Source organism: Streptomyces sp. NPDC111606, from assembly GCF_055656945.1.
Genome location: NZ_JBVKBY010000006.1, coordinates 419653 through 445151 on the forward strand (window position 1 = coordinate 419653; position 25499 = coordinate 445151).

Consider the following 25499-nt stretch of genomic DNA (forward strand, 5'->3'; position numbering starts at 1 on the left):
CTGGCCTGTCCCGCCGGGGCGTCGAGCGGCCGCGCGGTAAACATGAGCGTGGGCGTGCGCGCGACGGTGACGAGGACTCGGCTGTGAACGAAGTGATGGGCGAGGTGACGCCGCTCGCGCTGGGCATCGCGTTGTCGCCGTTCCCGATCGTTCCGGCGCTTTTCCTGCTGTTCACGCCTCGGCCCAGGGTGACCGGCGGAGCGTTCCTGGCCGGGTGGGCGGCCGGGATCCTCGCGGTCGCGACGGTGTTCACCGTCCTTGCGGCCTTCATCGAGACCCGCGAGGAAACGCCGACCTGGGCGTCCTGGACCAAGGTCGGGCTCGGTGCGGTCCTCGTCCTGCTCGCCCTGCGTCAGTGGCGCTCCGGTGCCGAGAAAGGCGCACCGGCCTGGATGCGGAGCCTCACGGACGCCACGCCGGCCAAGGCTCTGCGGCTGGGCCTGCTGCTGTCGGGGGCCAATCCGAAGACCGTCCTGCTGTCCGCCGCAGCCGGGCTGACCATCGGTCCGCCGAACTGGGTTCGTCCCAAGCTGTCGCCGCCGTGCTGGTGTTCACCGCGATCGCCGCCTTCACCGTCGCGCTTCCCCTCCTGCTCCACGTCGTGTGGGGAGAGCGCGTCCTCACTGCGCTGGCCAGGGCGAGGACGTGGCTGGAGACCTACAACAGCACCGTCACCGCCCTGGTCCTGGCCGTGATCGGCGTGCTCCTCGTCACGGAAGGTGCGGCCGGACTGTGATCGGCAACGCGCGGGCCACCGGGCGCGATTGACAGACCGTTTGTGACGTTGGTAGGACCTTGGATCAGCGTCGCGTGCACCCGGCGAAGAGACCGTCGAGGGCATGGAGGCGCCGAAGCCTTGGAACAGCCTTGGTGACATCCCACGGGCGCCTGACCGCGTTCGGCAACCAGTTGATCGAAGTACACCTCTGGCTCCGCGAGGAGCTCGCAGCACTGCGTCAGGACGTCGACGCCTACCTCGCAGGCGGCACGCGAGTCCGCGAGTTGCGAACCCACTGCCTGACCTTCTGCTCGGCCTTGGACCGGCACCACAACGGCGAGAACGATCTGGCGTTCGTCAAAGTCGCCGAGCAGTTCCCCGAACTGAGCCCCGTGCTGGAGGAGTTGCGGCGCGACCACCAGCTGGTGGACGACTCCCTGCAACGGCTCGAGACGCTCGTCGGCGCACTGGACCGCGAGTCGGACCCCACAGAATTCCGACGCGAGTTGGACAGCCTCGCCGCGCTCATCGAGACACACTTCACCTACGAGGAAAAGCGGATCGTCTCGGCGCTCAATGCGCTGCAAGTACCGAGCTGGGACCACACCCGGCCCGCGTTCCTGCTCACCCACGACGAGGAGCGCTGACCGGCCGCGGTCCGCATCAGTTCCCTCCGCAGCAGCAGGGCCCGTCGACTCCCCCGGAGTCGACGGGCCCCACTCGTAGGCCAGGCAGGCCGGGCAGATCAGACGGGCACGCGCTCGCCCTCGTCGTCCCGGGCCGCGCTTCGTGTCACGACCTCCGGCGCCTCGTCGTGCGTGAGGTCCGGCAGGCGGTGCAGCCACTTCGGCAGGTACCAGTTGCGCTCGCCGAGGAGTGCCATGACCGCCGGGAGCAGGACGCCCCGGATGATCGTCGCGTCGATGAGGACCGCGGCCGCGAGGCCGACGCCCATCTGCTTCATGGACTGCATGGACAGTGTGCCGAAGATCGCGAACACGGCGACCATGATGACCGCGGCGCTGGTGACGACACCGGCCGTGGTGACCACGCCGTGCTGGATCGCGTCCTTCGTCGTACGGCCGCGCAGCCGCGCCTCGCGGATTCGCGAGACCACGAACACGTGGTAGTCCATCGACAGGCCGAACAGGATCACGAAGAGGAACAGCGGCAGCCAGGTGACGATGGCGCCGACGCCCTCCGCACCCACCAGCGACGCGCCCCAGCCGTGCTGGAAGACGCCGACGAGGATGCCGTACGCCGCACCCACCGACAGCAGGTTCAGCACGATCGAGGTGATCGCGACCGTCAGCGAGCGGAAGGACAGCAGCATCAGCCCGAAGGCGAAGACCACGACGAACGCGAACACCGGGACGACCGCGCCGGCCAGCTGGTCGTTGAAGTCCTTCGAACCGGCGACCTGTCCGGTGATCGGCGCCTCGACGCCGTCGACCTTGCCGAGGGTGGCGGGCCGCACGGCGTCGCGCAGCTTGTCCAGGCTCGCGCCCGCCTTGTCGAGGTCGGAGCCGCCGACCAGCGGGACGTACACGAAGGCGACGTTCTGCTCGTCGTGCAGCTTGATCTCGACCGGGCCGCGAGAGGCACCCGAACTGATCGCCCGGTCACGGAAGTCGGCGAGCGCGGACTTCACCTCGGGAGCGTTGATGTCGTCAGCCTTGACGACCACCTCGGCCGGCTCGGAACCGCCCGGGAAGGCCTCGTTGACGCGGTTGTACGTCTGCACGATCGGCAGCGAGTCGCCGAACTCCTGGTCCAGCGTGAGGTTCTGGGTCTTCATGCCGACCGCCGGAGCCGCGATGGCGAGCAGCGCACCCGCCGCGACGACGACCGAGATCACCGGCCGGGCGAGGACGCCCTTCAGCACGGCCGTCCAGAACCGGCTCTCGCGGTTGCCCTGCCCCCGGTTGCGGCGGAGCTTGCTCTGCGGGTGCAGGAAGGGGATCTTGCCCTTCTCGACCCGCTCGCCGAGCAGCGACAGCAGCGCCGGAAGCACCGTCACCGAACCGACCATGGCGACCGCCACGACCATCAGCGAGGCCAGGCCCATCGCCTCGAACTCGGCGAGACCGGTGAACAGCATGCCCGCCATCGCCACGCACACCGTGACACCGGAGACGATGATCGCGCGGCCGCTGGTGGCGGCGGCGACCCTCAGGGCGGTCTGCGCGTCCCGGCCGGCCTCGCGCTCCTCGCGCTCACGGCGCAGATAGAACAGGCAGTAGTCGACGCCGACGGCCAGACCGACCAGCAGCATCACCGAGTTCGCGGTGTCGCTCATCGGCATCACATGGCTGACGATGCCCATCACGCCCATCGTCGCCATGATCGCGGTGACCGCCAGCAGCACCGGCAGCAGGGCCGCCACCAGCGCGCCGAAGGCGATGAGCAGAATGCCGAGGGCCACCGGCACCGCGGAGTACTCGGCCTTCTGGAAGTCGTCCCCGAACGCGTCGTCGAACGTCTTCATCATGCTGGCGCCGCCGATCTCCTCGATCCGCAGCGACTCATGGTCCTTCTGGACGTCCTCGACCGCCTTCAGCACCGGCTCCACACGCTCACCCGCGGTGTCCGACTCGCCGCGGATGTCGAACTGCACGAGCGCGCTGCGCCCGTCCTTCGAGATCGTCTGCGTGTCGTACGGCGATGTCACGTCGGTGACCTTGCCGGTGCCCTCGACCGCCTTGACGACCGCGGTGACGGCGGTACGGAACTCGCTGTCGGTCGCCTTGAGCGAACCGCCCTTGGCCTGAATCAGGACGGTCTCACTGGCCGGCTCCTCGATCCCGGCGTCCTCGATGATCTTGGCGGCGGTGTGCGTCTCGCCCTTCAGCTGGTCGCTGTCCTTGACGTCGACCCGGCCGGCCGCCGAACCGAGGCCCATCGCCAGTACTACGAACAGCACCCAGATGCCGACGGCAGCCCATCGATGGCGGGCGCTCCAGCCGCCGGCGCGGGCGGCGAGGCCCCGCACGCGTGTGTCTCGGTTCCCCATGACGGGCTTGCCCCCTTGGTTGCGGTGGCGGCCCCCTGCCGCCTCCTTTCGTTTCGAAGGTATGGGCCGGATAAAGCCATCTCCTCCTGCTACTCGGTGAAAGGCAGAGGCCAGAACTCATCCCCCTGGCCCGGGAGCCCTCCCCACTGGGGAGGATGAGGGTCCCCTACAGCTATCCGGCGGTGTCGGGGGTGACGATCAGGGCTGAAAGCTTGTGCTCGATGCTGACCGATGAGTAACTTACGGGTCCGGGCGGCCATCGTGCCCACCCCCACGGGGCACGACGGCCGCCTCGGCGCCGACCGGATCGCCTTAAGGTGGCCGGATGACGACGTATGCGGCGCTGCTGCGCGGAATCAACGTGGGCGGCAGCAGAAGAGTCCCGATGGCCGACCTGCGCACCCTGATGACCGGCCTCGGTCACGACGGCGTACGCACCTACCTCCAGAGCGGCCAGGCGGTGTTCACCTCCGACCACGGCGACGAGGAGTCCTTGGCCGTGGAACTCGCGTCGGCGATCGAGAAGCAGTTCGGCTTCGCCGTGGACGTGATCGTGCGCGACCACGCCTACCTGAGGGCCATCGCCGACAACTGCCCCTTCCCCGAAGCCGAGTTGGAAGGCAAGCAGCTCCACGTCACCTACTGCTCCGCCCCGGTCGACGCCGAGCGTTTCGCGGAGATCGACCAGGCCGCCTACCTACCGGAGGAGTTCCGCCTCGGCGACCGCGCGCTGTACCTGTACGCCCCGAACGGCCTGGGCCGCTCCAAGCTGGCCGAAATTCTGTCGCGGCCCCGGCTCAACAAGGGTTTGATCGCCACCAGCCGTAACTGGAACACGGTCGTAAAACTTGTGGAGATGACCGGTGACTGAGCACGAATCCGCCGTGAAGGCCGCCATCGAGGGCGAACTGAGGCTGCTGGACCCCGAAGTCCGCCGCTCGCCCGAACTGCTCGGGTCGCTGCTGCACCCGGAGTTCCACGAGTTCGGTTCGTCGGGACGGCGCTGGGACCGGGCGTCGACCACGTCCCGCGTGCCCGTGGACACCGATCCGCACCGGTACGTCGTCACCTCCGGGATACAGGGCGTCCAGCTGGCGCCCGACGTCGTCCATCTCACCTTCGACACGGAGTACAACGGCGGTCACGCACACCGCAGTTCGCTTTGGCGCCGAACCGACGACGGATGGCAGATGTACTTCCACCAGGGAACGCCGTTCGACCCCGAGGGAGAGTGACCGTGCGCTACGTCATCATCGGGGCAGGCGCCGTCGGCGGCGTCATAGGCGGACGGCTCGCAGGCGCGGGGCACGAGGTCGTGCTGGTCGCTCGGGGTGCCCACTTCGAGGCCCTACGGGACCACGGCCTGCGCCTCAGGGTGCCCGAGGGGGAGCTGACCCATCGGCTGCCGGTCGCCGACGGACCGGCCGCGCTGGGGGAGCTCCGCCCCGACGACGTCCTCGTCCTCGCCGTGAAGACACAGGACAGCGCGGCCGCACTGCGGACGTGGGGACCCGCTGCGGTCACCGGCGGCGGAACGGCGGCCGAGCGGCTGCCCCTGATCTGCGCTCAGAACGGCGTCGAGAGCCCGCGCCTCGCCCTGCGGGTGTTCCGGCGGGTGTACGGCGTCTGCGTCTGGCTGCCGTCGACGTACGTCGAACCCGGCGTCGTCTCCGCGCCCGGCAGCCCCCTCACCGGCATCCTCCATCTCGGCCGCTACCCGCACGGCGCCGATGAGACCGCCCGCCTCATCGCCGCCGACCTGGAGAAGGCGCACTTCGAGGCACCGGTCGTGGCGGACGTGGCGCGCTGGCAGTACGCCAAGCTGCTGTCCAACCTCGGCAACGCCCTGGAGGCGGTGACCGGCCCCGCCGACAGCGAGGAGGCCGCGGCGCTGTTGCGGCGGGTGCGGGCCGAGGGCGCGGCCGTGCTCGACGTCGCGGGGATCCCGTATACGAGCGCCGAGGAACAGCAGGCCGCACGGGGCGACAAGGTCACCCTCGTCCCCCTCGACGGCGCCCCGCGCGGCGGCGGCTCCTCCTGGCAGTCCCTGGCCCGGGGCACCGGCACCATCGAGGCCGACTACCTCAACGGCGAGATCGCCCTGCTGGGCCGCCTGCACGGCGTACCGACCCCGCTGAACGACTTCCTCCAACGCCTCGCCAACACCTTCGCGCGCGAGCGACGCGCGGCGGGGTCGATGCCGGTGGGTGAGCTGGTGCGGTTGGCCGACGAGGCGGCGGTCCAGGTACCGGGCGACGACGCCGAACTCTTCGGCTGAGGGCCGGCTCAGGCGCCGACGGCCGCAAGCACCGGCACCCGCGCGGCGTCGTACCGTTCCAGCAGCACCCGTGCCACTTCGGGCGCCGCGCCGAGCACGTCCGCCAGGACGTCCGCCTCGGCCGCGCCCCGCGCGATGCGGTCGGGCAGAAAGCCGGGGGCCAGGACGTACGGAGCCACGGCCACCCGCTCGCAGCCGAGTTCCCGCAGCTCGCGTACCGCGTCCTCGGTGCGGGGAAGGGATGCGGAGGCGAACGCAGGCCGCACGGCGCACCAACCGGTGTGCCGCCACTCCCGCGCGATTTCTGCGATCACTGCGATCGCCTCCGGGTCGGTGGACCCCGCCGAGGCCAGCACGACCCCGGTCGAGGACTTGTCGGCGGGCGTCAGACCCGCCTCGTACAGACGCCGTTCCAACGCCGCCATGAGCAGCGGCGACGGGCCCAGCACCTCCGCCTGGCGGATCCGCAGCTGGGGCGGCGCGTCCCGCAGCACCGCGGGGATGTCGGCCTTCGCGTGGAACGCGCGCGTCAGCAGCAGCGGCAGGGCCACGACGTCACGGACGCCCTGAGCCGCCAGTGACTCCAGCACCCCCTGCACGGAGGGGATGTTGAAGTCCAGGAAGCCGGTCTCCACCCGGACGTCCGGGCGCAGCGAGCGCACCCGCCGTACCAGGGCATGCACCGTCGCGGCGTGCCGCGGGTCGCGGCTGCCGTGGGCGATGACGAGAAGAACCGGCTTCGTGAACACAGGCGTCAGCTCCTTGGCAGCAGACCGCGGCTGCGCAGTACCGACCGCTCCAGTGGGCTGAAGATGAGCAGGTCGATGGCGATGCCGACGATCAGGATGAGGAGGATGGCGAAGAAGACCATGGACATGGAGCTGGTGTTGCGGCCGTTCTCCAGCAGCTGACCCAGCCCCACACCGAGGTCGGGGGAGGAGGCGATGATCTCCGCGGCCATGAGAGACCGCCAGGAGAAGGCCCAGCCCTGCTTCAGGCCGGCCAGGTAACCGGGCAGCGCGGCCGGCATCACGATGTGCCAGGTGCCCTTGAGCCCGGTCGCGCCCAGGGTGCGGCCCGCACGCAGGAACAGCGGCGGCACCTGGTCGACGCCCGACACGAGGCCGTTGGCGATGGAGGGGACCGCGCCGAGCAGGATCACCGCGAACATCATCTTGTCGTTCAGGCCCAGCCAGATCACCGCGGGCGGTACCCAGGCGACCGAGGGGAGGGACTGCAGACCGGACAGGATCGGCCCGATCGCCGCCCGCACGAACCGCACCCGTGCCACCAGCAGACCGAGCGGGGTGCCGATCGCGAGGGCGAGCAGGAAGCCGAGCAGGCCGCGTGAGACGGACGTCCAGATGTACTCGTGGAGGGTGCCCTGAAGCCACGCCTCACGCAGCTCGCCCCACACGTCGGACGGTGAGGGCAGCTTGGTCGGGTCGTCCGCGACGCCGGTGGAGATCAGCAGTTGCCAGACCACCAGCACCAGGGCGATGGCGGCGATGGGCGGCAGGACCTTCTGTGTCAGGGTCTTCCGGAACGGCGTCCGGCCCGTCTGGACCGTCTCCAGGGCGTCCAGGCCGGCTTCGAGTCCGGCGAGATCGTTGCCGTCCTTGACGGTCGTCTCAGTGCTGGCCATGGCGGCGGATCTCCCCACGCAGTTCTTCGGTGATCTCGACGGACAGCTCGGCGACCGCGGTGTCCTCGATACGACGCGGGTGCGGGATGTCCACCGTCCACTCCCGGGCGATCCGGCCGGGCCGCGACGACAGCAGCACCACACGCTGGGCCAGGCGGACCGCCTCGCGCACGTTGTGCGTGACGAACAGGACGGAGACCTGCGTCTCGCGCCAGATGCGGGTCAGTTCGTCGTGCAGGACGTCACGGGTGATGGCGTCCAGTGCGGCGAACGGCTCGTCCATCAGCAGCAGCTTGCTGTCCTGGGCGAGCGCGCGGGCCAGGGCGACGCGCTGGCGCATGCCGCCGGACAGCTCGTGCACCCGCTTGCCGTGCGCGCCCTTGAGGCGGACGAGCTCGAGGAGTTCCTCGGCGCGCTCGCGGCGCTCGTTCTTGGGTACGCCCCTGAGCTTGAGGGCGAGTTCGATGTTCTTGCCCGCGGTCAGCCACGGGAAGAGCGCGTGCTCCTGGAACATCAGCGCCGGGCGGCCGTCGGTCGTGATGCCGCCCGCGCTGGGCTTGTCCAGTCCGGCGACGAGGTTGAGCAGCGTCGACTTGCCGCAGCCGGATGCCCCGAGGAGGGTGACGAACTCGCCGGGTGCGACATCGAGCGTGATGTCGTCGAGGACGAGCTGCTGCCCGGCGGGGCCGGCGAAGGACTTCGAGACATGCTCGATACGCGCGGCCTGCTCCACGGACGTAACCGTGTCGGCGGCCTTGGCGAGGGCGGTTGCCATGGTCGTCACCTCCTGTGAACTCATCGGGTGCGGTGGTTACTTGACGCCGAGGCCGGCGTCGTCGACTTCGGGCTCGCCCTCGGCCTTGAGGACCTTGTTCAGTGGGGCCAGGTCGTAGATGCCGGTCAGGGCCGGCTTCTGCAGCAGACCCGCCTTGACCGCGTGCTCGGCCTCGGTGTTCAGCGTGGCCGCGAGCGGGTCGTCGGTGACCCGGATGGACTGCCATGCCGGGTCGAGCACGTCGGCGGGCAGCGGCTTGCCGGTGTCGGCCTTGAGCTGCGCGTTCGCCGCGGCCTTCGCCTTGTCCGGGTTCGCGTCGATCCACTTGTTGGTCTTCACCGAGGCGCGCAGGACGGCCTCCACGGCCTTCGGGTGCTCCTTCAGGAAGCTCTGCGACACGATCACGTTCGTGATCACGAACTTCTTGTCGGGCCACAGGTCGGCCTCGTCAAGGAGCACCTTGCCGCCCTCGGCGACCAGCTTGGACGCGGTCGGCTCGGGCACCCACGCGCCGTCGATCGAGCCGGACTTGTAGGCGTCCGGCGTGATCTTGTTGTCGGTGCGGACGACCGAGACGTCACCCTGGCCGCTCTCCGCGTCGACCTTCCACCCCTGCTCGGAGATCCAGTTGAGGAACGCTACGTCCTGCGTGTTGCCGAGCTGCGGCGTCGCGATCTTCTTGCCCTTGACGTCCGTCAGGGACTTGACCTTCTCCGGGTTGACCACGAGCTTCACCCCGCCCGACGCCGACCCCGAGATGACCCGCAGGTTCTTCCCGCCCGACTTGATGTAGCCGTTGATCGCAGGGCTCGGGCCGATCCAGCCGATGTCGATGGAGCCGGAGTTCAGCGCCTCGATCTCCGAGGGACCGGCGTTGAACGTGGCGTACTCCGCCGTCGTGCCGCCCAGCTCCTTCTGGAACAGCTCCTCGTGCCGGCCCACCAGCGCGGTGGCATGGGTGAGGTTCCCGAAGTAGCCGATCTTCACCGAGTCCAGGCCGTCGACCTTGGGCGCCCCCGCGATGGCCTGCTCGGTGTTCTCCTTGGCCTGCGAGCCGTAGCCGCAGGCTGCGAGGGCCAGCAGCGGCAGTGCGGCCAGGACGGCGAGGGTCCGTCGCAGGGCGGGGGTGGCAGGCACGGGAGGTGTTCCTCTCGGTGGCCCGGCGCTCACGCCCGATTCAGGTCGTGGCCGGGGAGTCGGCAGGTTCGTCCGGAGCGGCGCGCATACGGTGCACGCAGGTCAGCGCACACATCGCGGCACTCCGCCCTGCCCGCTTCCGAGGGCGCCGCTACCGACGCGGCCGCCCTCCTTGGCGAACGTGGAGAAGTAGTCGAGGGGCTTCATGTCAGAAGTCCCACCCGTCGTCGTCGGCCTCGTCCTTGACCGGCTCCGGCGAGGCGAACGACTCGCCGACCATGCCCGCGGTCAACGTCGTGCCGTCGTTGGGGTCGATCAGGATGAACGAGCCGGTGCGGCGGGAGTCGGCGTAGGAGTCGACGGGCAGGGGCTCGGCGGTGCGGATCTTGACCCGGCCGATGTCGTTGGCGACGAGCTGTCCGGGGTGCGGGTGCAGGGACAGGTCGTCGAGCGTGAGCCGGGACGGGATGTCCTTGACGATCGCCTTGACCGTGCGGGTGCCGTGCTTGAGCAGCACCCGGTGGCCGACGGTCAGCGCGGCGTCGGCGACATGGCAGACGGTGGCCTCGATGTCCTGCGTGGTCGCGGGCGCGTCCTTGGCCGGCACGATCAGGTCACCGCGCGAGATGTCGATGTCGTCCTCCAGCAGGAGGGTCACCGACTGGGTGGTCCAGGCGATGTCGACGGGCTCGCCCAGCAGGTCGATACCGGAGATCTTCGACGTACGGCCCGACGGCAGCACCGTCACCGACTCGCCGACCCGGAACGAACCGGCGGCGATCTGCCCGGCGTAGCCGCGGTAGTCGGGGTGCTCGGCGCTCTGCGGCCGGATCACGTACTGCACGGGCAGCCGCGCGTGGCAGTGGCTCAGGTCGTGGCTGACCGGCACCGTCTCCAGGTGTTCCAGGAAGGTCGGGCCGCCGTACCAGTCCATGTTCGCGGACGGGTCCACCACGTTGTCGCCGGCCAGAGCCGAGATCGGGATCGCGGTGATCTCCGGGACACCCAGCTCGAGGGCGTACGCCGTGAACTCCTCGGCGATGGCGGCGAACACCGACTCCTGGTAGTCGACCAGGTCCATCTTGTTCACGGCGAGCACGACGTGCGGCACCCGCAGCAGCGCGGCGATCGCGGCGTGCCGGCGGGTCTGCTCGACGACACCGTTACGGGCGTCCACCAGGATCACCGTCAGCTCCGCCGTGGACGCACCCGTGACCATGTTCCGCGTGTACTGCACGTGGCCGGGGGTGTCGGCGAGGATGAACCGGCGCCGGGGTGTGGCGAAGTAGCGGTAGGCCACGTCGATGGTGATGCCCTGCTCGCGCTCGGCGCGCAGGCCGTCGGTGAGCAGTGCGAGGTCGGGGGCGTCCTGGCCGCGGTTGCGGGAGGCGTGCTCCACGGCCTCCAGCTGGTCGGTCAGCACCGACTTGGAGTCGTGCAGCAGCCTGCCCACCAGCGTCGACTTGCCGTCGTCGACCGAACCGGCCGTCGCGAACCGCAGCAGGGTGGTGGCCGAGAGCTCCTCGGTCGTGATCGTGCTCATGCTTAGAAGTACCCCTCGCGCTTACGGTCTTCCATCGCGGCCTCGGACATCTTGTCGTCGGCGCGGGTGGCGCCGCGCTCGGTGAGCCGGGACGCGGCGATCTCGGTGATGACCTGCTCCAGGGTCACCGCGTCCGAATCCACGGCGCCCGTGCAGGACATGTCGCCGACGGTGCGGTAGCGGATGAGCCGCTTCTCGACGGTCTCGCCGTCCTTGGGCCCGCCCCACTCGCCGGCGGTCAGCCACATGCCGTTGCGGGCGAACACGTCGCGCTCGTGAGCGAAGTAGATGTCCGGCAGCTCGATGCCCTCGCGGGCGATGTACTGCCATACGTCCAGCTCGGTCCAGTTGGACAGCGGGAACACGCGCACGTGCTCGCCGGGCGCGTGACGGCCGTTGTAGAGGTTCCACAGCTCGGGCCGCTGGCGGCGCGGGTCCCACTGCGAGAACTCGTCCCGCAGCGAGAAGACGCGCTCCTTGGCCCGCGCCTTCTCCTCGTCCCTACGCCCGCCGCCGAAGACCGCGTCGAACCGCTCGCTCTGGATCTTCTCCGTCAGCGGCACCGTCTGCAGCGGGTTGCGGGTGCCGTCCGGGCGCTCCTTGAGCACCCCCCGGTCGATGTAGTCCTGCACCGACGCGACGTGCAGCCGCAGGTTGTGCTTCTCGACCGTGCGGTCGCGGTACTCGATGACCTCGGGGAAGTTGTGCCCGGTGTCGACGTGCAGCAGCGTGAACGGGACCGCCGCCGGCGCGAACGCCTTCAGCGCCAGGTGCAGCATGACGATGGAGTCCTTGCCGCCGGAGAACAGGATCACCGGCCGCTCGAACTCACCCGCCACCTCACGGAAGATGTGGACGGCCTCGGACTCCAGCGCGTCCAGGTGGGAGAGGGCGTACGGGGAGTCCGTACCGTCCTCGCCTCCCTTGACCGTGGCAACGGTCGTCGTCATGCCAGTCCCCTCTCGGTGAGCAGCGCGTGGACCGCGCCCGCGGATTCCTGGACGGTCTGGTTCTGGGACTCGATGCGCAGGTCGGGCGACTCGGGTGCCTCGTACGGGTCGTCGACCCCGGTCAGACCCGTCAGCTCGCCCGCGGCCTGCTTGGCGTACAGGCCCTTCACATCGCGGACCGAGCACACGTCGACCGGCGTGGCCACGTGCACCTCGAGGTACGGCGTCCCGTTCTCCTGGTGACGCTTGCGCACCGCCTCGCGGCTGTCGGCGTAGGGCGCGATCACCGGGACGAGCGCCTTCACGCCGTTGCGCGCGAGCAGTTCGGCCAGAAAACCGATGCGCTGCACGTTGGTGTGCCGGTCCTCGCGGCTGAAGCCGAGGCCCGCCGAGATGAACTCGCGGATCTCGTCGCCGTCGAGCACCTCGACGCGGTGGCCCTCCGCGCGGAGCCGGCCGGCCAGTTCGTAGGCGATGGTGGTCTTGCCGGCGCTCGGCAGACCCGTGAGCCAGACGGTGGCTCCGCTCGTCACGTGGTTCTCCCCATTCGCAGGAAACGTAGAAAGCTCAGTCATGGGTCAGCCGTGCAGCCCGCACTCGGTCTTGGTGTTGCCCGCCCAGCGGCCGGCGCGCGCGTCCTCGCCCTCAAGGACCCGGCGGGTGCAGGGGGCGCAGCCGACGGAGGCGTAACCGTCCATCAGCAGCGGGTTGGTCAGGACACCGTGTTCGGTGACATACGCGTCCACGTCGTCCTGGGTCCAGCGGGCGATCGGGGAGATCTTCACCTTCCGGCGCTTGTCGTCCCAGCCGACGACCGGGGTGTTCGCCCGGGTCGGCGACTCGTCGCGGCGCAGCCCGGTCGCCCAGGCGACATAGTCCTTGAGGCCTCGTTCCAGCGGCTCGACCTTGCGCAGCTTGCAGCACAGGTCGGGGTCGCGGTCGTGCAGCTTGGGCCCGTACTGCGCGTCCTGCTCGGCGACCGTCCGGCGCGGGGTGAGCGTGATGACGTTGACGTCCATCACGGCCTCGACCGCGTCGCGGGTGCCGATGGTCTCCTCGAAGTGGTAGCCGGTGTCCAGGAACACGACGTCGACGCCGGGCATCGCGCGGGAGGCGAGGTGGGCGACCACCGCGTCCTCCATCGACGAGGTCACACAGAAGCGCTTGCCGAAGGTGTCGGCCGCCCACTGGAGGATCTCCAGCGCGGATGCGTCCTCCAGATCACGGCCCGCCTGCTCGGCGAGCGCCTTGAGGTCCTCTGTCGTGCGCTCTTCCTGAATCGCGGTCATATCTCCTCTCCCCCTGCGTCGTTGTGCTGAAGGCCCCGGGCGAGCAGCCCGAGGAACTTCAACTGGAATGCGCGGTTGCACGCCGCGCATTCCCATGCGCCGTGGCCCTGCTCGCTCGGACGGAGGTCCTCGTCGCCGCAGTAGGGGCAGTAGAAGGGGGCGGCCCGCTCGCTCATGAGAGGGCCTCCTCGGACGCGCGGGTGACCCAGGTGGCGAAGCGCTCGCCGTCCTCGCGCTCGTCCTGGAAGCGCTTGAGGACACGCTCGACGTAGTCGGGCAGCTCGTCGGACGTGACCTTCAGGCCACGCACCTTGCGCCCGAACCCGGCCTGCAGACCGAGCGCGCCGCCCAGGTGCACCTGGTAGCCCTCGACCTGCTCGCCCTCGTCGTTCAGGACCAGCTGCCCCTTGAGACCGATGTCCGCGACCTGGATACGGGCGCAGGCGTTCGGGCAGCCGTTGAGGTTGATGGTGATCGGCTCGTCGAAGTCCGGGATCCGGCGCTCCAGCTCGTCGATCAGGGCGGCGCCGCGCGCCTTGGTCTCGACGATCGCGAGCTTGCAGTACTCGATGCCGGTGCAGGCCATGGTGCCGCGCCGGAAGGCGGACGGCCTGGCCGTCAGGTCCAGCGCCTCCAGGGCCTCGACCAGCGGATCGACCTGCGCCTCCTCGACGTCGAGGACGATCATCTTCTGCTCGACGGTGGTCCGCACCCGGCCCGAGCCGTGCGCCTCCGCCACTTCGGCGATCTTCGTCAGCGTGGCACCGTCGACGCGGCCGACGCGCGGCGCGAAACCGACGTAGAAACGGCCGTCCTGCTGCCGGTGCACCCCGACGTGGTCACGCCAGCGCTCCGTCGGCTCGGCCGGCGCGGGGCCGTCGACGAGCTTGCGCCCCAGGTACTCGTCCTCGAGGATCTGGCGGAACTTCTCCGGGCCCCAGTCGGCGACCAGGAACTTCAGACGGGCGCGCGTACGCAGACGCCGGTAGCCGTAGTCCCGGAAGATGCCGATCACGCCCGCCCAGGCGTCCGGCACCTCCTCCAGCGGCACCCAGGCGCCGAGGCGGACGCCGATCTTCGGGTTGGTGGACAGGCCGCCGCCGACCCACAGGTCGAAGCCGGGGCCGTGCTCGGGGTGCTCGACACCGACGAACGCCACGTCGTTGATCTCGTGGACGACGTCGAGGAGCGGGGAACCGGAGATCGCCGTCTTGAACTTGCGGGGCAGATTGGAGAATTCCTTGCTGCCGATGTAGCGGTCGTGGATCTCGTCGATCGCCCAGGTGCCGTCGATGATCTCGTCCTCGGCGATACCGGCGACCGGCGAGCCGATGACGACACGCGGGCAGTCGCCGCAGGCCTCGGTGGTGGACAGACCGACGGCCTCCAGCCGGTCCCAGATCTCCGGCACGTCCTCGATGCGGATCCAGTGCAGCTGGATGTTCTGCCGGTCGGTGATGTCCGCGCTGCCGCGCGCGAACTCCTCCGAGATCTCACCGATCACCCGCAGCTGCTGCGTGGTGAGACGGCCGCCGTCGATCCGGACGCGCAGCATGAAGTACTTGTCGTCCAGCTCCTCCGGCTCCAGGATCGCGGTCTTGCCGCCGTCGATCCCGGGCTTGCGCTGGGTGTAGAGGCCCCACCAGCGCATACGTCCGCGCAGGTCATTGGGGTCGATCGAGTCGAAGCCGCGCTTCGAGTAGATCGTCTCAATGCGTGTCCGCACATTGAGACCGTCGTCGTCCTTCTTGAACTGTTCGTTGCCGTTGAGCGGGGTGAAGTGTCCCGCGGCCCACTGGCCCTCACCGCGGTGACGGCTCACCTTGCGGCGGGGAGTCGCGGCGGCAGGCTTCTGCGGGGTGGCGGCCATGGTGGTTACGTCCTTCGGGACAGGCGGGAATGCGGCTCTGACCTGCGCGTACGGGCGCATGGGCATAGGAGCGCGTCGTTGCGCGGGAATGGCGAAAAGAGGGAGATGTCGGGCGCTGCGAGGCTGTCAGCGCACCGGACAGATGGCGCTGGACATGCGGCCGAGGTCGACGTGCCGCCGACTCACCAAGGCAATTCCAGTTCCAGACATGACGGAAGCGTGGCATGGCGATCTGGACACAGTCCAGCTTCGTCCGACATGCGGACACCCTTGTCCCGTAGAGTGAGACAAGGGTGTCGTCGGTCACATGGCCCGTATCGGCCGTTTCTGCCCAGCTCAGCCAGGGTACGCCCCGGGCCACGGTCCGGGCGTGGCCGCCTCGGCCTCCTCCTCGACCTTGGTGTCGAAGAGCGTGAAGCCGCGGCGCACGTAGTTGTCCATGGCGTGCTCCCCGTCCTTGCTGCAGGTGTGCAGCCACACCCGCTTCGTCCGGTCCAGCTCCGGACGGCGTTCCGCCAGGTCCCAGGCGCGGGCCGCGCCGTACGCCAGCAGATGCCCACCGATCCGCCGTCCGCGGAAGGCCGGAATCAGGCCGAAGTAGACGATCTCCACGACCCCGTCGCCCTGCGCCTCCAGCTCCACGTACCCCGCCGGCGTCCCGCGGTCGTAGGCCACCCACGTCTCGACACCCGGACGCTCCAGATGCTCCTGCCACTGCGCATACGTCCAGCCGAGCCGGTCGATCCACCGGATGTCCCCGCCCACGGACGCGTACAGAAACCGGCTGAACTCGGGAGAGGGCACCTCGGCCCGCACGATCCGTACATCCCCGTCCGGGGCGGCGGCCGGGAGGAGGTCGGCGGGGGAGTTCTGCTCCAGGGACCAGGTGGTCACGGGGATGTGGGTCATGACGGCCAGGGAATCATCCGGGTGCAGGGTCTGTCGATCGGCGTCCACGCGGGCCGCCCCTGCCGGGTGGCTACCCCAGCGCCTCGTCGATCGACTCCAGCGGCACCGCGAACAGCATCCGGCCCGACTGGGACCAGACGTCGCCCGTCGCCTCCCAGTAGGACAGGGGACCGGCCTGGGCGCCCCAGCAGCGGGGGGCGCTCTCCTCGCCGCAGCGAGTTGCCTCCGCTCCCTCGGTGTCCTGGCGCCAGAGGCTGCCGTGGCGGTCCGTGGGGGCCGGCGCGCGGCCCAGGTACCAGTCGGAGCGGTCCGCTCCGGACGCCCGGTGCGACAGGACCCCCTCGATACCGGAGGCCTCCGTCCGGTACGCCTCGACCGTGCGCACGGCTCCGGTCGCGTCTACGGCCGGCAGGCCGGGGCGGGCCGGGTCCTTGCTGAAGTCGTAGCGCCACAGGCGGGCGGGCCTGTCGCTGTCGGCGGCGGTCCACTCGCTCGCGACCAGGCTGTCGGGTGCCGTGCTGCGGTCCAGGGAGATGCCGCCGAGGCGCGGGGCTGCGCTCCCGCCGGTCAGTCGGTACGAGCCGACGGCCGGCAGGACGAAGCGGTGGCCGTGGGCCGACCAGCCCTCGTCCACGCGGCCCACCGCGGTGCTGTCGACCGTGGTGCGCTGGACGCGGTTCATGTCGTACACGTACAGCCCGTCGGCGGCCGTGACCAGCAGCTTGTCCTGGTACCAGACCATCCCGGAGAGGCGGGAGCTCAGGGCGCGGTAGTCGCGGCCACCGTCCACCGGGACGACGAGGAGGACCGACGCGTACCGCAGGCGGGCCAGGTCGTTCGCGTCGACGAAGGCGACCCGGGCGAGACCCTGGTCGGCGGTGCCCTGACTCCAGCCGGAGAGCAGCACCCGGTTGTCGTTCCACCAGCCGTCGTCGTCGGCGTCCCCGGAGGTGGTGACCGCCCCCGCCCGCCAGGCCCGGGTGTCGGCGGCGTCCCAGCAGTACGCGCGCGAGGCCGTCGGCGCGACCGGCAACGCGGTGCGCCGGCCGGCCGTACAGCCGTCCGCGGGGCGCAGGCTGCGGTCGGCGGTTTCCAGGACGGCACGGACGCCGACCGGCTTGCCCATCCCGGCGGCGAGTTCGTCGAGGGTGGCCTGCGGCACCAGCTGTTCCTGGAGGCGGAGCGCGCGGGTGTCGGCGGCCCTGGTGAGAGGCTCCAGAGCCCCGGGGTTGTCACCGACCGTGGCCTGCGAGGCGCTGATCATCGTGGCGGCTGCGGTGAGCGCGAGGGCGGTGCCGGCGAGGAACGCGCGCAGCGCACGCCCCTGCTTGCGTCGACGGTGTCTGCCGCGGTGCTTCATCAAACCTCCCGAGGCGGGCCAACTGCGGCCATTGGTCTGTGCGTTGACCAAAGGAGCAGGTGGGGCGGCCCGTACAGGGATGCTACGGCAGATGGGCACGCTTGCGGACTAAGACCCCGTAAATATGCGGAAGACACACGCCAGTCAGGGCAGATCGGCCGAGATCCGGCCGCGCACCACCGCGGGCGCCGTCGAATACGGCAGCAGATCGCGCGGGTCGTCGGGCAGCAGCACCTCGACCTCGGTGTCCTCGTGGAAGCGGTACGGCCGGTGCTCCAGAAAGCCCCCGAGATAGCGCCGTACCCGCGACATCTCGGCACGCACCGTCACCGTGCGGCCCGGGTCGCCGAACACGTCCTCCGCCAGCCCCGCCGCGCTGCGGCCGGTCCGGTGCAGGGCCAGCAGATAGAGCAACTCGGCATGCCGGGGACTCAGTTCATGGCTCCAGGAGCCCGCACTGCCGGACACCGTCACCGACCAGCGGCGCGGCTGCGTCAGGTCCAGCACGATCCGCGTGGCCCCCGGCGGCACCGGCTCCTCGGAGGCCCGCAGCAGCCAGCCGCCCGCCAGCGGCTCCACCGAGCACAGGCCGAGCGGCGGCAGCCACCGTCGGCCCGGCGACAGGGACTTGGGCAGCGCGATCCGGTTCGCGTACGGCATCCCGCTCACCGCGGCGGTCCAGCCGTCCCGGTCCACCACCAGGGCCCGCCCGGGCAGCCGCGCCAGCACCGGCGCCGCCACCGCGCGCAACCGCTCCAGCGAGCTCAGATGCAGCTCCCGCAGCCGGGCCTCGGCGAGCTTGGCCACCGAGTCGACCCAGGCGAGCGTGGCCGGATGCATGGTCTCCAGGGGGCCGCTGACGTCCACCACGCCGATCAGCCGGCCGTCCCGCGGATCCGTGATCGGGGCGCCCGTGCAGGTCCAGGAGGTCTGGGAGCGCTGGAAGTGCTCTGAGGCGAAGACCTGCACGGGCCGGCGCACCACCGCGGGCGTGCCCACCCCGTTCGTCCCGACGACGCTCTCCCGCCAGTCGGCGCCGAGTTCGAACCCGAGACTGTCGGCCTTGCGCAGCACGGAGGCGTTGCCCTCCCGCCACAGCACCCGGCCCTCGTCGTCGGCGACGACCATGATGTGGTGGGCGATGTCCGCGACCGCCAGCAGACCCTCGCGCAGCACCGGCAGGACATGCTTGAGCGCGGTGGTCTCCCGGCGCCGCTGCACCTCCTCGCGGGACAGCAGCCCGGACCGGGCGTCGTGGTCCGGATCGACACCGCTGCGCAGCATCCGGTCCCAGGACTGCTCGATCACCGGGCGCGGCGCGACGGGCGCGCGCTGTCCGGCGAGCGTGGCCGCGCGGACCTCGCTGAGGACCCGCGCGGCCCGCCCGGAGTCCACGACGGCCAGCTGTGTCACGTCCGTCGGCGAGAGCGCCAAGGGTCCCTCCCGGTTCGACTCGTCCACGTTTTGACTGTGTGTCTCATAGTGCCGCCCGACATTCGCGGAGGGACACACTCCGCACACAGTCGCCAACAAGTTGCAACCCCTTGCAACCCTGGTGGACCGCTCTGGCCTGATTGAGACTTGAGCAACGCCGTCCCGAGCGGCGTTCGTGGCCTCGAACGGGCCAAGCGCAGGGGTGGTGCCGTGTCGGCGCAGCACCACCCCTGTCTCCGACGGTTGGGCCGTTGCGCCCACGGGGATGCCCTTGCAGGTTCGTCAGCGTCTGCGGGCCGGTTGTGGCTGGTCGCGCCCACGCGGCGGAGCCGCATATCGACACGGCCCCGCGCCCCTCGATCAGGCCTGCGGCCTGGACCGATCCACGATCGACGCCAGGTCCAGGGTGTGTGGCAGCGTGCCGAAGGCCGCGCCGCCGTCGCCGCCCAGCCGTGAGGCGCAGAACGCGTCGGCGACCTCGGGTGGTGCGTAACGGACCAGCAGGGAACCCTGCAGGACCAGCGCGAGCCGCTCCGTCAGGCGCCGCGCGCGGGCCTCGATGCCCTCGAGATCGGCCAGTTCGGTCAGCAGGCCCTTGATCGCCGCGTCCAGCCGGTGATCGGCGCCGCGTGCCTTGCCGACCTCCTGGAGATAGGCGTTGAACGCCGCCGGCTCCCGCTGCAACGCCCGCAGGACGTCCAGCGCCTGGACGTTGCCCGCCCCCTCCCAGATCGAGTTCAGCGGCGACTCCCGCACCAGCCGGGGCATCCCCGACTCCTCGACGTACCCGTTGCCGCCCAGGCACTCGGACGCCTCGACCGTCAGCGGCGTACACCGCTTGGTGACCCAGTACTTGGCGGTCGGCACCGCGATCCGCAGCAGTGCCCGCTCCTGCTCGCCGCCGTCGTCGTAAGCGGCCGCGAGCCGCAGGGCGAGGGTGGTCGCCGCCTCGGACTCGACGGCCAGGTCGGCCAGGACGTTGCGCATGAGCGGCTTGTCGACGAGTTTCCCGCCGAACGCCTCGCGGTGCGTGCAGTGGTGGATCGCCTGCGCGACCGCCTGCCGCATCAGCCCCGCCGAGCCCAGCACACAGTCGAGCCTGGTCGCGGCCACCATCTCGATGATGGTGCGCACCCCGCGCCCCTCCTCACCGACCCGGCGCGCCCACGTCCCGTCGAACTCGACCTCGCTGGAGGCGTTCGAGCGGTTGCCCAGCTTGTCCTTGAGCCGCTGGATGCGGAACACGTTGCGCGAGCCGTCCTCCAGCACACGCGGCACGAGAAGGCAGGTGAGGCCGCCCGGTGCCTGCGCCAGCACGAGGAACCCGTCCGACATGGGTGCCGAGCAGAACCACTTGTGCCCGGTCAGCTCGTACGACTCCCCGTCGGGGAGGGGACGCGCGGCCGTCGTGTTGGCCCGGACGTCGCTGCCGCCCTGCTTCTCCGTCATGCCCATCCCGAACAGGGCACCCGCCTTGAGCCGGGCCGGCCGCAGCTCACGGTCGTAGATCATGGACGTCAGCCGCGGTTCCCACACGGCGGCGAGCTCGGGGTCGGTGCGCAGCGCGGGCACCGCCGCATGGGTCATGGACAGCGGGCAGCAGTTGCCGGCCTCGACCTGCGTCCACAACAGGAACGCGGCCGCCCGCCGCACATGCCCGCCCGGCCGCACCCAGGCCGCGGTCAGGCCCGCCGCGACGCCCTTGCCGAGCAGCCGGTGCCAGGACGGGTGGAAGTCGACCTCGTCGATGCGGTGGCCGTAGCGGTCGTGGCTGCGCAGCGTCGGCGGGTTCGCGTTGGCCAGCGCCCCCCACTCCTGCGCCTGCGCCGATCCACAGGACCTGCCGAGCCCCGACAGCTCGCCCCGGACCTCGTCCAGCAGCTCAGGCGCGAGATGACGTTCGACGGCCGAGCTCAGGGCCCGATCGGTGGTGTAGGCGTCGTAGCCGACCAGGGGCGGCGGCTGGTTGGTCACGGTGTGCGAGCTGCCTGCCATGACTGTGAACCTACCCCTCCGCAGAACGCTGACATCCAGCCTGACACGGCACCGGCGCGCAGGATCGGGCAGGTGGCGAGGGCGTGCACCCGGCGCCGCGGACAGTGCGCCCCCGTACGGCGGATACCTTTAGGTCGTGCAGCCAGCAAGTGAATCCCCCCAGCGGCCCTCCGGCCGTCTCCATCGGGCACGTGCCCTCTACCGGAACGTGTCGAAGCGCAGGACCGCCTGGCTGCTGCTCAAGGACACCGTCAATTCCTGCATCGAGTACCGCATCCTGGGGCTCGCGGCCGAGGCGGCGTTCTTCACGCTGCTGTCCGTGCCCCCACTCCTCCTCAGCCTCATCGGCCTCCTCGGTTACGTCGACGACTGGACCGGCACCGACACCATCACCAGCGTGGAGACCAACATCCTGGAGGCCTCCCGCACCGTCCTGTCCGACAAGGGCGTGCGCCAGATCGCCCAGCCGATCCTGGACGACGTGATGAACGGCGGCCGCCCCGACGTGATCTCCGTCGGCTTCCTGTTCGCCCTGTGGTCGGGGTCGCGCGCGGTGAACGTCTTCATAGACACGATCACTGTGATGTACGGGCTCGACGGCGTCCGCGGCATCGTCAAGACCCGGCTGGTGGCGTTCTTGCTGTTCCTCGCGGCGCTGCTTATCGGCTCGGTGGCGCTGCCGCTGATGGTGGCGGGGCCGGACGCGGTGGTGCGGATCGTGCCGTGGTCGGAGACCTTGGTGCAGGTCCTGTACTGGCCGGTCGTGATCGTCCTGTCGATCGCGTTCCTGACGACGCTCTACCACGTGTCCGTGCCGGTCCGCTCACCCTGGATCGAGGACGTGCCCGGCGCGCTGGTCGCCCTCGGCATGTGGGTGCTGGGCAGCTTCCTGCTGCGCATCTACCTGACGAGCACCATCGAGGGGGCGTCGATCTACGGCTCACTGGCCGCCGCCGTCGCCGTCATGCTGTGGATCGGCGTGTCCGCGTTCGCCGTGCTCGTCGGGGCCGCGGTCAACGCCGCCATCGACCGGGTCTGGCCGGCCGCCGCGACGGCCGCGGCCCGCGCCGCGAACGAGCGGATGCGCGAGGCCCAGGTCGCCGAGTACGTGGCCCGCCACGCCGCGAGCCGGGAGCAGGACCCCGACGACCCGGACATGCCGTCGGAGTTCCCCGAGCGCTGGTCGCGCTTCCTGCCGCCGGAGGACCTCTCGTCGCGGCTGCGGACGCATGTGAAGAGCACTCACACGCATCCGCCCCACAAGCCGGAGGACCGATAGGCCCGAAGGGCGGGGCCTCAGGCCTTCCACGCCCCCGCCGCCGCGGCCTCCCGCGCGAAGTCGGTGAAGTCGCGCGGCGCGCGGCCGAGCACCTCGCGGACGTCGTCCGTCACATGGGCGTTGCGGCCGTCCATGAGGGTCTCGAAGACCTCGACCAGGAGCTCCACCTCCTCGGGCGGCACTCCGAAACCCTCCAGGGCCTCGCCGTAGGCCGCCGTCGGGACCGGCGTGTACGTGATCGTGCCGCCCGTGGCCTCGGAGATCTCCGCGACCGCCTCCCGCCATGAGAGCAACCGCGGCCCGGTCAGCTCCAGCGTCCGCCCCACATACCGGTCGCCGGACGTCAGCACCGCCGTCACCACGTCCGCGATGTCGCGCACGTCGACGAACGGCTCCTTCACCTCGCCCGCCGGGAAGACCAGCTCCCCGTGGACCATCCCCTCCACCAGCGGCCCCTCGCTGAAGTTCTGCGCGAACCACGTGGCTCGTACGATCGTCCAGTCCGCGCCGGACGACCTCAGCGCCTCCTCGGTCGGCAGTGCCTGGTCCTCACCGCGTGCCGACAGCAGCACCAGCCGCCGCACCCCGAGCCCGACCGCCTCCCGCGCGAGCGCGCCGACGCCCTCCGCCGCCGCCGGGGAGCCGACGTCGGACGGGTACATCAGATACGCCGCGTCCGCGTCGCGCAGGGTCTCCGCCCACGTCGTCGGGTTCTCCCAGTCGAAGCCCTGCGCGCGGGAGGCGGCCCGTACCGTCAGCCCCGCCCCGCGCGCCGCTTCCGCAACCCGGCTCCCGGTACGACCCGAGGCACCGGTCACCACTACCGTCATCCGCTGCGTGTTCGCCTTGTCGGCTGCGTTTTCCGTCATGCCTCAAGTCAACTGGCGCGCGCCCCAACAGCCCATCGCCGAACGGCTCATTCCCATGCGCGGACGTCTACGCTGAGGCCATGGACGCTCTCGCCGGCCTACTGGAGGGCCCACGCGCGCGTGGCGCCTTCATGATCCGTGCGTGTTTCGAGCCGCCGTGGGCCATCCGCGTCGAGGACCGCGCCCCGCTCACCGTCATGGTCATGGTCCGCGGCGACGCCTGGGTGATCCCGGACCAGGGCGAGCGAAGCGAGATGGGGGTCCCCCCGGCCGAAGGGCGGGGGAGGCTCCGGCTGCGCCCCGGAGACCTCGCCATCGCCCGGGGCCCGGACCCCTACGTCTGCGCCGACGACCCCGGGACCGCACCCCAGGCCCTGATCCTGCCGGGCGCCGAGTGCCGCTACCCCGACGGCCGCTCCCTCAACGGCTCGATGGATCTCGGCGTGCGCACCTGGGGCGACCGGCTCGACGGCTCGGCCGTGATGCTGATCGGCACCTATCTGTGGCAGGGCGAGGTCAGCGGGCGGCTGCTGAACGCGTTGCCGCCGCTGCTGGCCCTCACCGCCGACGTGTGGGACTGCCCCCTCACGCCGTACCTCATGGAGGAGATCGTCCGCGACGAGCCCGGCCAGGAGGTCGTCCTGGACCGGCTGCTCGACCTGCTGGTCATCGCCGCGCTCCGGGCCTGGTTCTCCCGCCCGGAGGCCGCGGCACCCGCCTGGTACGCGGCGCTCGCCGACCCCGTGGTCGGCCGCGTGCTGCGGCTCGTCCAGGACGACCCCGCGCATCCCTGGACGGTCGCCACGCTGGCCACGAAGGCGGGAGTGTCACGGGCCGCGCTGGCCCGGCGCTTCACCGAGCTGGTGGGGGAGCCGCCGATGACGTACCTCACGGGGTGGCGGCTCGCGCTCGCGGCGGACGCGTTGCGTGACACCGACGACACGCTGGACGCGATTGCGCGGCGGGTCGGGTACGGGAGTGCGTTTGCGCTCTCCAGTGCGTTCAAGAGGGTCTACGGGCTGAGTCCGCAGGAGCATCGGGGCCGGGTCGTCGTGGGGTAGGGCACCTGGCAGAGCCGCAGACCGACACAGCCCGCGCCCCTGAAGGCGTTGCGGCGTAGCCTCGCCTCTATGTACGCGGAGCGCGCGTCCCGGCTGCCTGGTGCCGTCGTGTGGACGAACACCCCCGGTGAGCCCCGTGCGGGGCGGGTGCTGCCCGACGGGTGCATGGATCTGCTCTGGAACGACGGGCGGCTCCTCGTCGCCGGGCCCGACACCCGTGCGTACGTCACCGGAGACGAGCCGACCGCTTGGGCGGGCGTGCGGTTCTACCCGGGGACCGCGCCCGGCTTTCTCGGGGTGCCCGCGCACGAAGTGCGTGACCGGCGAGTCGACCTCGCGGACCTGTGGCCGGCCTCGGAGGTACGACGGCTGCGTGCCCGTATCGAGGCCTCGGCCGACCCGGTGACCGCGCTCGAGGACGTGGCGCTGGAGCGGGCCGCCGACGCGGAGCGGCCGGACCCGCTGCTACGGCAGGTCGTCACCGCCCTCGACTCGGGCCGCCCCGTCTCCGCCACCGCCGACCAACTCGGCTACGGCGCCCGCCAGTTGCACCGTCGCTGCCTGGCCGCGTTCGGGTACGGCCCCAAGACGCTGGCGCGGATCCTGCGACTGCAACGCGCGCTCGAACTGGCTCGAAACGGTGTCGCCTTCGCGGAGACGGCCGTCCGGGCGGGGTATGCCGATCAGGCTCATCTGGCGCGGGACGTCAAGGAGTTGGCGGGCCTGCCGCTCGGTGAGCTACTCGGCCGGAGCGGCGGCTAGCGGCGCGAAGAGGTCGACGCCGTTGCCGTCCGGGTCGTGGACGGAGGCGTACCGCTGGCCCCAGAAGGCGTCCCACGGCTTGAGCTCGCCGTGGTAACCGGCGCCCACCAGGTCCTCGTACACCGCGTCGACCTCCGCCGGGTCGTCGCACCGCAGGGCGAGCGAGTGACGGCCGCCGCCCGTGGGTGGCTGCCACTCCGGGAGGAAGGACCGCACCGTCTGCTCGGTGTCGAGCAGCAGCCGCAGCCCGCCCGGCAGTTCGGCCTCGGCGTGCGGCTCGCTCTCGGCGCCCGCGGGGAACGCGAACCCGAGGCGGCGGTAGAAGGTGACAGAGGCGGCCATGTCGGAGACGACCAGGCCGATGGCATCGAATCGTGGAGTCATGCGGTCACCGTAGGCACGCCGGAGCCGGCCGGTCTTGAAGGAATCGGACTCCTCCTCGACCGGCGGGTGTCCTGGGTGTGCGCCGGGGTGAGTGTGCTCTGGCAGTTGTCCGGGATCAACGAACCTTGTCCGCCGGACAACTCGGATCCGGTTGAGGCCAACGCGGCGCCACCGGCAGGCTGTTGCCCCCCGAAGCCCACCGGCCCGCGCCGACGGCTTCACGCAGTT

The 25499-nt window shown here is 70.7% G+C and carries 25 protein-coding genes and 1 pseudogene; 8 read left to right on the top strand and 18 right to left on the bottom strand.

What is annotated here, in order from left to right; genetic code table 11:
• Positions 1-95 precede the first annotated feature (95 nt).
• A pseudogene (locus tag ACZ7M7_RS23430) lies at positions 96-736 on the top strand (GAP family protein).
• Positions 737-870: 134 nt separating this feature from the next.
• The gene (locus tag ACZ7M7_RS23435; protein ID WP_472119964.1) at positions 871-1365 is read left to right on the top strand and encodes a hemerythrin domain-containing protein; all 495 of its coding nucleotides are present in this window, start codon (positions 871-873) and stop codon (positions 1363-1365) included.
• Between the two features lie 98 nt (positions 1366-1463).
• Here ACZ7M7_RS23435 and ACZ7M7_RS23440 read toward each other — a convergent pair whose 3' ends face one another.
• Positions 1464-3731, bottom strand: a complete 2268-nt coding sequence (locus ACZ7M7_RS23440) for an MMPL family transporter (RefSeq protein WP_472119967.1) — start codon at positions 3729-3731, stop codon at positions 1464-1466.
• 325 nt (positions 3732-4056) lie between these two features.
• Between ACZ7M7_RS23440 and ACZ7M7_RS23445 the strand changes: the two genes are divergently transcribed.
• Genes ACZ7M7_RS23445 through ACZ7M7_RS23455 form a run of 3 tightly spaced genes read left to right on the top strand, consistent with a single transcriptional unit; the run spans position 4057 to position 6009 of the window.
• Complete coding sequence (locus tag ACZ7M7_RS23445; RefSeq protein WP_472119970.1) at positions 4057-4602, top strand: DUF1697 domain-containing protein; 546 nt, start codon at positions 4057-4059, stop codon at positions 4600-4602.
• A complete protein-coding gene (locus tag ACZ7M7_RS23450; RefSeq protein ID WP_472119973.1) occupies positions 4595-4966 on the top strand; it encodes a nuclear transport factor 2 family protein in 372 nt (123 codons plus the stop codon). Before ACZ7M7_RS23445 ends, ACZ7M7_RS23450 begins: the two co-directional genes overlap by 8 nt.
• A 2-nt stretch (positions 4967-4968) precedes the next feature.
• Positions 4969-6009, top strand: a complete 1041-nt coding sequence (locus ACZ7M7_RS23455) for a ketopantoate reductase family protein (RefSeq protein ID WP_472119976.1) — start codon at positions 4969-4971, stop codon at positions 6007-6009.
• An 8-nt stretch (positions 6010-6017) separates the two neighbouring features.
• On the opposite strand, the gene ACZ7M7_RS23460 is transcribed toward ACZ7M7_RS23455, so the two are convergent.
• The 15 genes from ACZ7M7_RS23460 to ACZ7M7_RS23530 all read right to left on the bottom strand — a co-directional run bounded on the left by ACZ7M7_RS23460 (position 6018) and on the right by ACZ7M7_RS23530 (position 20916).
• Complete coding sequence (locus ACZ7M7_RS23460; RefSeq protein WP_427839331.1) at positions 6018-6758, bottom strand: sirohydrochlorin chelatase; 741 nt, start codon at positions 6756-6758, stop codon at positions 6018-6020.
• A 5-nt stretch (positions 6759-6763) separates the two neighbouring features.
• Entirely contained in the window at positions 6764-7654 is an 891-nt protein-coding gene (locus tag ACZ7M7_RS23465) for an ABC transporter permease (RefSeq protein ID WP_383603978.1), read from the bottom strand.
• Positions 7641-8429: an ABC transporter ATP-binding protein gene (locus tag ACZ7M7_RS23470; RefSeq protein WP_383622988.1), complete on the bottom strand. Its 789-nt coding sequence runs from the start codon at positions 8427-8429 to the stop codon at positions 7641-7643. The genes ACZ7M7_RS23465 and ACZ7M7_RS23470 overlap by 14 nt, the downstream gene beginning before the upstream one ends.
• Positions 8430-8465: 36 nt before the next feature.
• Positions 8466-9566 carry an aliphatic sulfonate ABC transporter substrate-binding protein gene (locus tag ACZ7M7_RS23475; protein ID WP_472119979.1) on the bottom strand — a complete coding sequence of 367 codons (1101 nt, stop codon included), beginning with the start codon at positions 9564-9566 and terminating at the stop codon, positions 8466-8468.
• Positions 9567-9774: 208 nt separating this feature from the next.
• Entirely contained in the window at positions 9775-11109 is a 1335-nt protein-coding gene (locus ACZ7M7_RS23480; protein WP_328878430.1) for a sulfate adenylyltransferase subunit 1, read from the bottom strand.
• Positions 11110-11111: 2 nt separating this feature from the next.
• On the bottom strand, positions 11112-12059 hold the full coding sequence (gene cysD / locus ACZ7M7_RS23485; protein ID WP_383603968.1) for a sulfate adenylyltransferase subunit CysD: 948 nt from the start codon (positions 12057-12059) through the stop codon (positions 11112-11114).
• Positions 12056-12634: an adenylyl-sulfate kinase gene (gene cysC / locus ACZ7M7_RS23490; RefSeq protein ID WP_383603965.1), complete on the bottom strand. Its 579-nt coding sequence runs from the start codon at positions 12632-12634 to the stop codon at positions 12056-12058. Before cysC ends, cysD begins: the two co-directional genes overlap by 4 nt.
• Before the next feature lie 3 nt (positions 12635-12637).
• Positions 12638-13348, bottom strand: coding sequence for a phosphoadenylyl-sulfate reductase (locus ACZ7M7_RS23495; protein WP_383603962.1), 711 nt, complete (start codon positions 13346-13348; stop codon positions 12638-12640).
• On the bottom strand, positions 13345-13524 hold the full coding sequence (locus ACZ7M7_RS23500; RefSeq protein WP_314205404.1) for a hypothetical protein: 180 nt from the start codon (positions 13522-13524) through the stop codon (positions 13345-13347). The genes ACZ7M7_RS23495 and ACZ7M7_RS23500 overlap by 4 nt, the downstream gene beginning before the upstream one ends.
• Positions 13521-15218, bottom strand: coding sequence for a nitrite/sulfite reductase (locus ACZ7M7_RS23505; protein WP_472119985.1), 1698 nt, complete (start codon positions 15216-15218; stop codon positions 13521-13523). The genes ACZ7M7_RS23500 and ACZ7M7_RS23505 overlap by 4 nt, the downstream gene beginning before the upstream one ends.
• 126 nt (positions 15219-15344) lie before the next feature.
• The gene (locus ACZ7M7_RS23510; RefSeq protein ID WP_349817346.1) at positions 15345-15428 is read right to left on the bottom strand and encodes a putative leader peptide; all 84 of its coding nucleotides are present in this window, start codon (positions 15426-15428) and stop codon (positions 15345-15347) included.
• Positions 15429-15554: 126 nt separating this feature from the next.
• Entirely contained in the window at positions 15555-16127 is a 573-nt protein-coding gene (locus ACZ7M7_RS23515; RefSeq protein ID WP_472119987.1) for a GNAT family N-acetyltransferase, read from the bottom strand.
• A 70-nt stretch (positions 16128-16197) separates the two neighbouring features.
• Positions 16198-17487: a hypothetical protein gene (locus ACZ7M7_RS23520; protein WP_383603956.1), complete on the bottom strand. Its 1290-nt coding sequence runs from the start codon at positions 17485-17487 to the stop codon at positions 16198-16200.
• A gap of 144 nt (positions 17488-17631) precedes the next feature.
• On the bottom strand, positions 17632-18921 hold the full coding sequence (locus ACZ7M7_RS23525) for a GAF domain-containing protein (RefSeq protein ID WP_472120271.1): 1290 nt from the start codon (positions 18919-18921) through the stop codon (positions 17632-17634).
• Between the two features lie 360 nt (positions 18922-19281).
• Positions 19282-20916 carry an acyl-CoA dehydrogenase family protein gene (locus tag ACZ7M7_RS23530; RefSeq protein ID WP_472119989.1) on the bottom strand — a complete coding sequence of 545 codons (1635 nt, stop codon included), beginning with the start codon at positions 20914-20916 and terminating at the stop codon, positions 19282-19284.
• A gap of 136 nt (positions 20917-21052) precedes the next feature.
• Here ACZ7M7_RS23530 and ACZ7M7_RS23535 point away from each other — a divergent pair, with 136 nt between their 5' ends.
• Entirely contained in the window at positions 21053-22195 is a 1143-nt protein-coding gene (locus ACZ7M7_RS23535; RefSeq protein ID WP_472119991.1) for a YihY/virulence factor BrkB family protein, read from the top strand.
• 17 nt (positions 22196-22212) lie between these two features.
• Here the strand turns inward: ACZ7M7_RS23535 and ACZ7M7_RS23540 are convergent, their stop codons facing one another.
• Positions 22213-23064, bottom strand: coding sequence for an NmrA family NAD(P)-binding protein (locus ACZ7M7_RS23540; RefSeq protein ID WP_383603948.1), 852 nt, complete (start codon positions 23062-23064; stop codon positions 22213-22215).
• An 80-nt stretch (positions 23065-23144) separates the two neighbouring features.
• On the opposite strand from ACZ7M7_RS23540, the gene ACZ7M7_RS23545 reads away from it, so the two are divergent.
• Positions 23145-24125 (top strand): AraC family transcriptional regulator, encoded by a 981-nt coding sequence (locus ACZ7M7_RS23545; RefSeq protein WP_472119993.1) that lies wholly within the window; start codon positions 23145-23147, stop codon positions 24123-24125.
• Positions 24126-24194: 69 nt separating this feature from the next.
• Positions 24195-24887, top strand: coding sequence for a helix-turn-helix domain-containing protein (locus ACZ7M7_RS23550; RefSeq protein ID WP_472119995.1), 693 nt, complete (start codon positions 24195-24197; stop codon positions 24885-24887).
• Here ACZ7M7_RS23550 and ACZ7M7_RS23555 read toward each other — a convergent pair.
• Positions 24864-25271: a VOC family protein gene (locus ACZ7M7_RS23555; RefSeq protein WP_383603939.1), complete on the bottom strand. Its 408-nt coding sequence runs from the start codon at positions 25269-25271 to the stop codon at positions 24864-24866. The two genes, ACZ7M7_RS23550 and ACZ7M7_RS23555, sit on opposite strands and share 24 nt — an antisense overlap.
• Positions 25272-25499 lie beyond the last annotated feature (228 nt).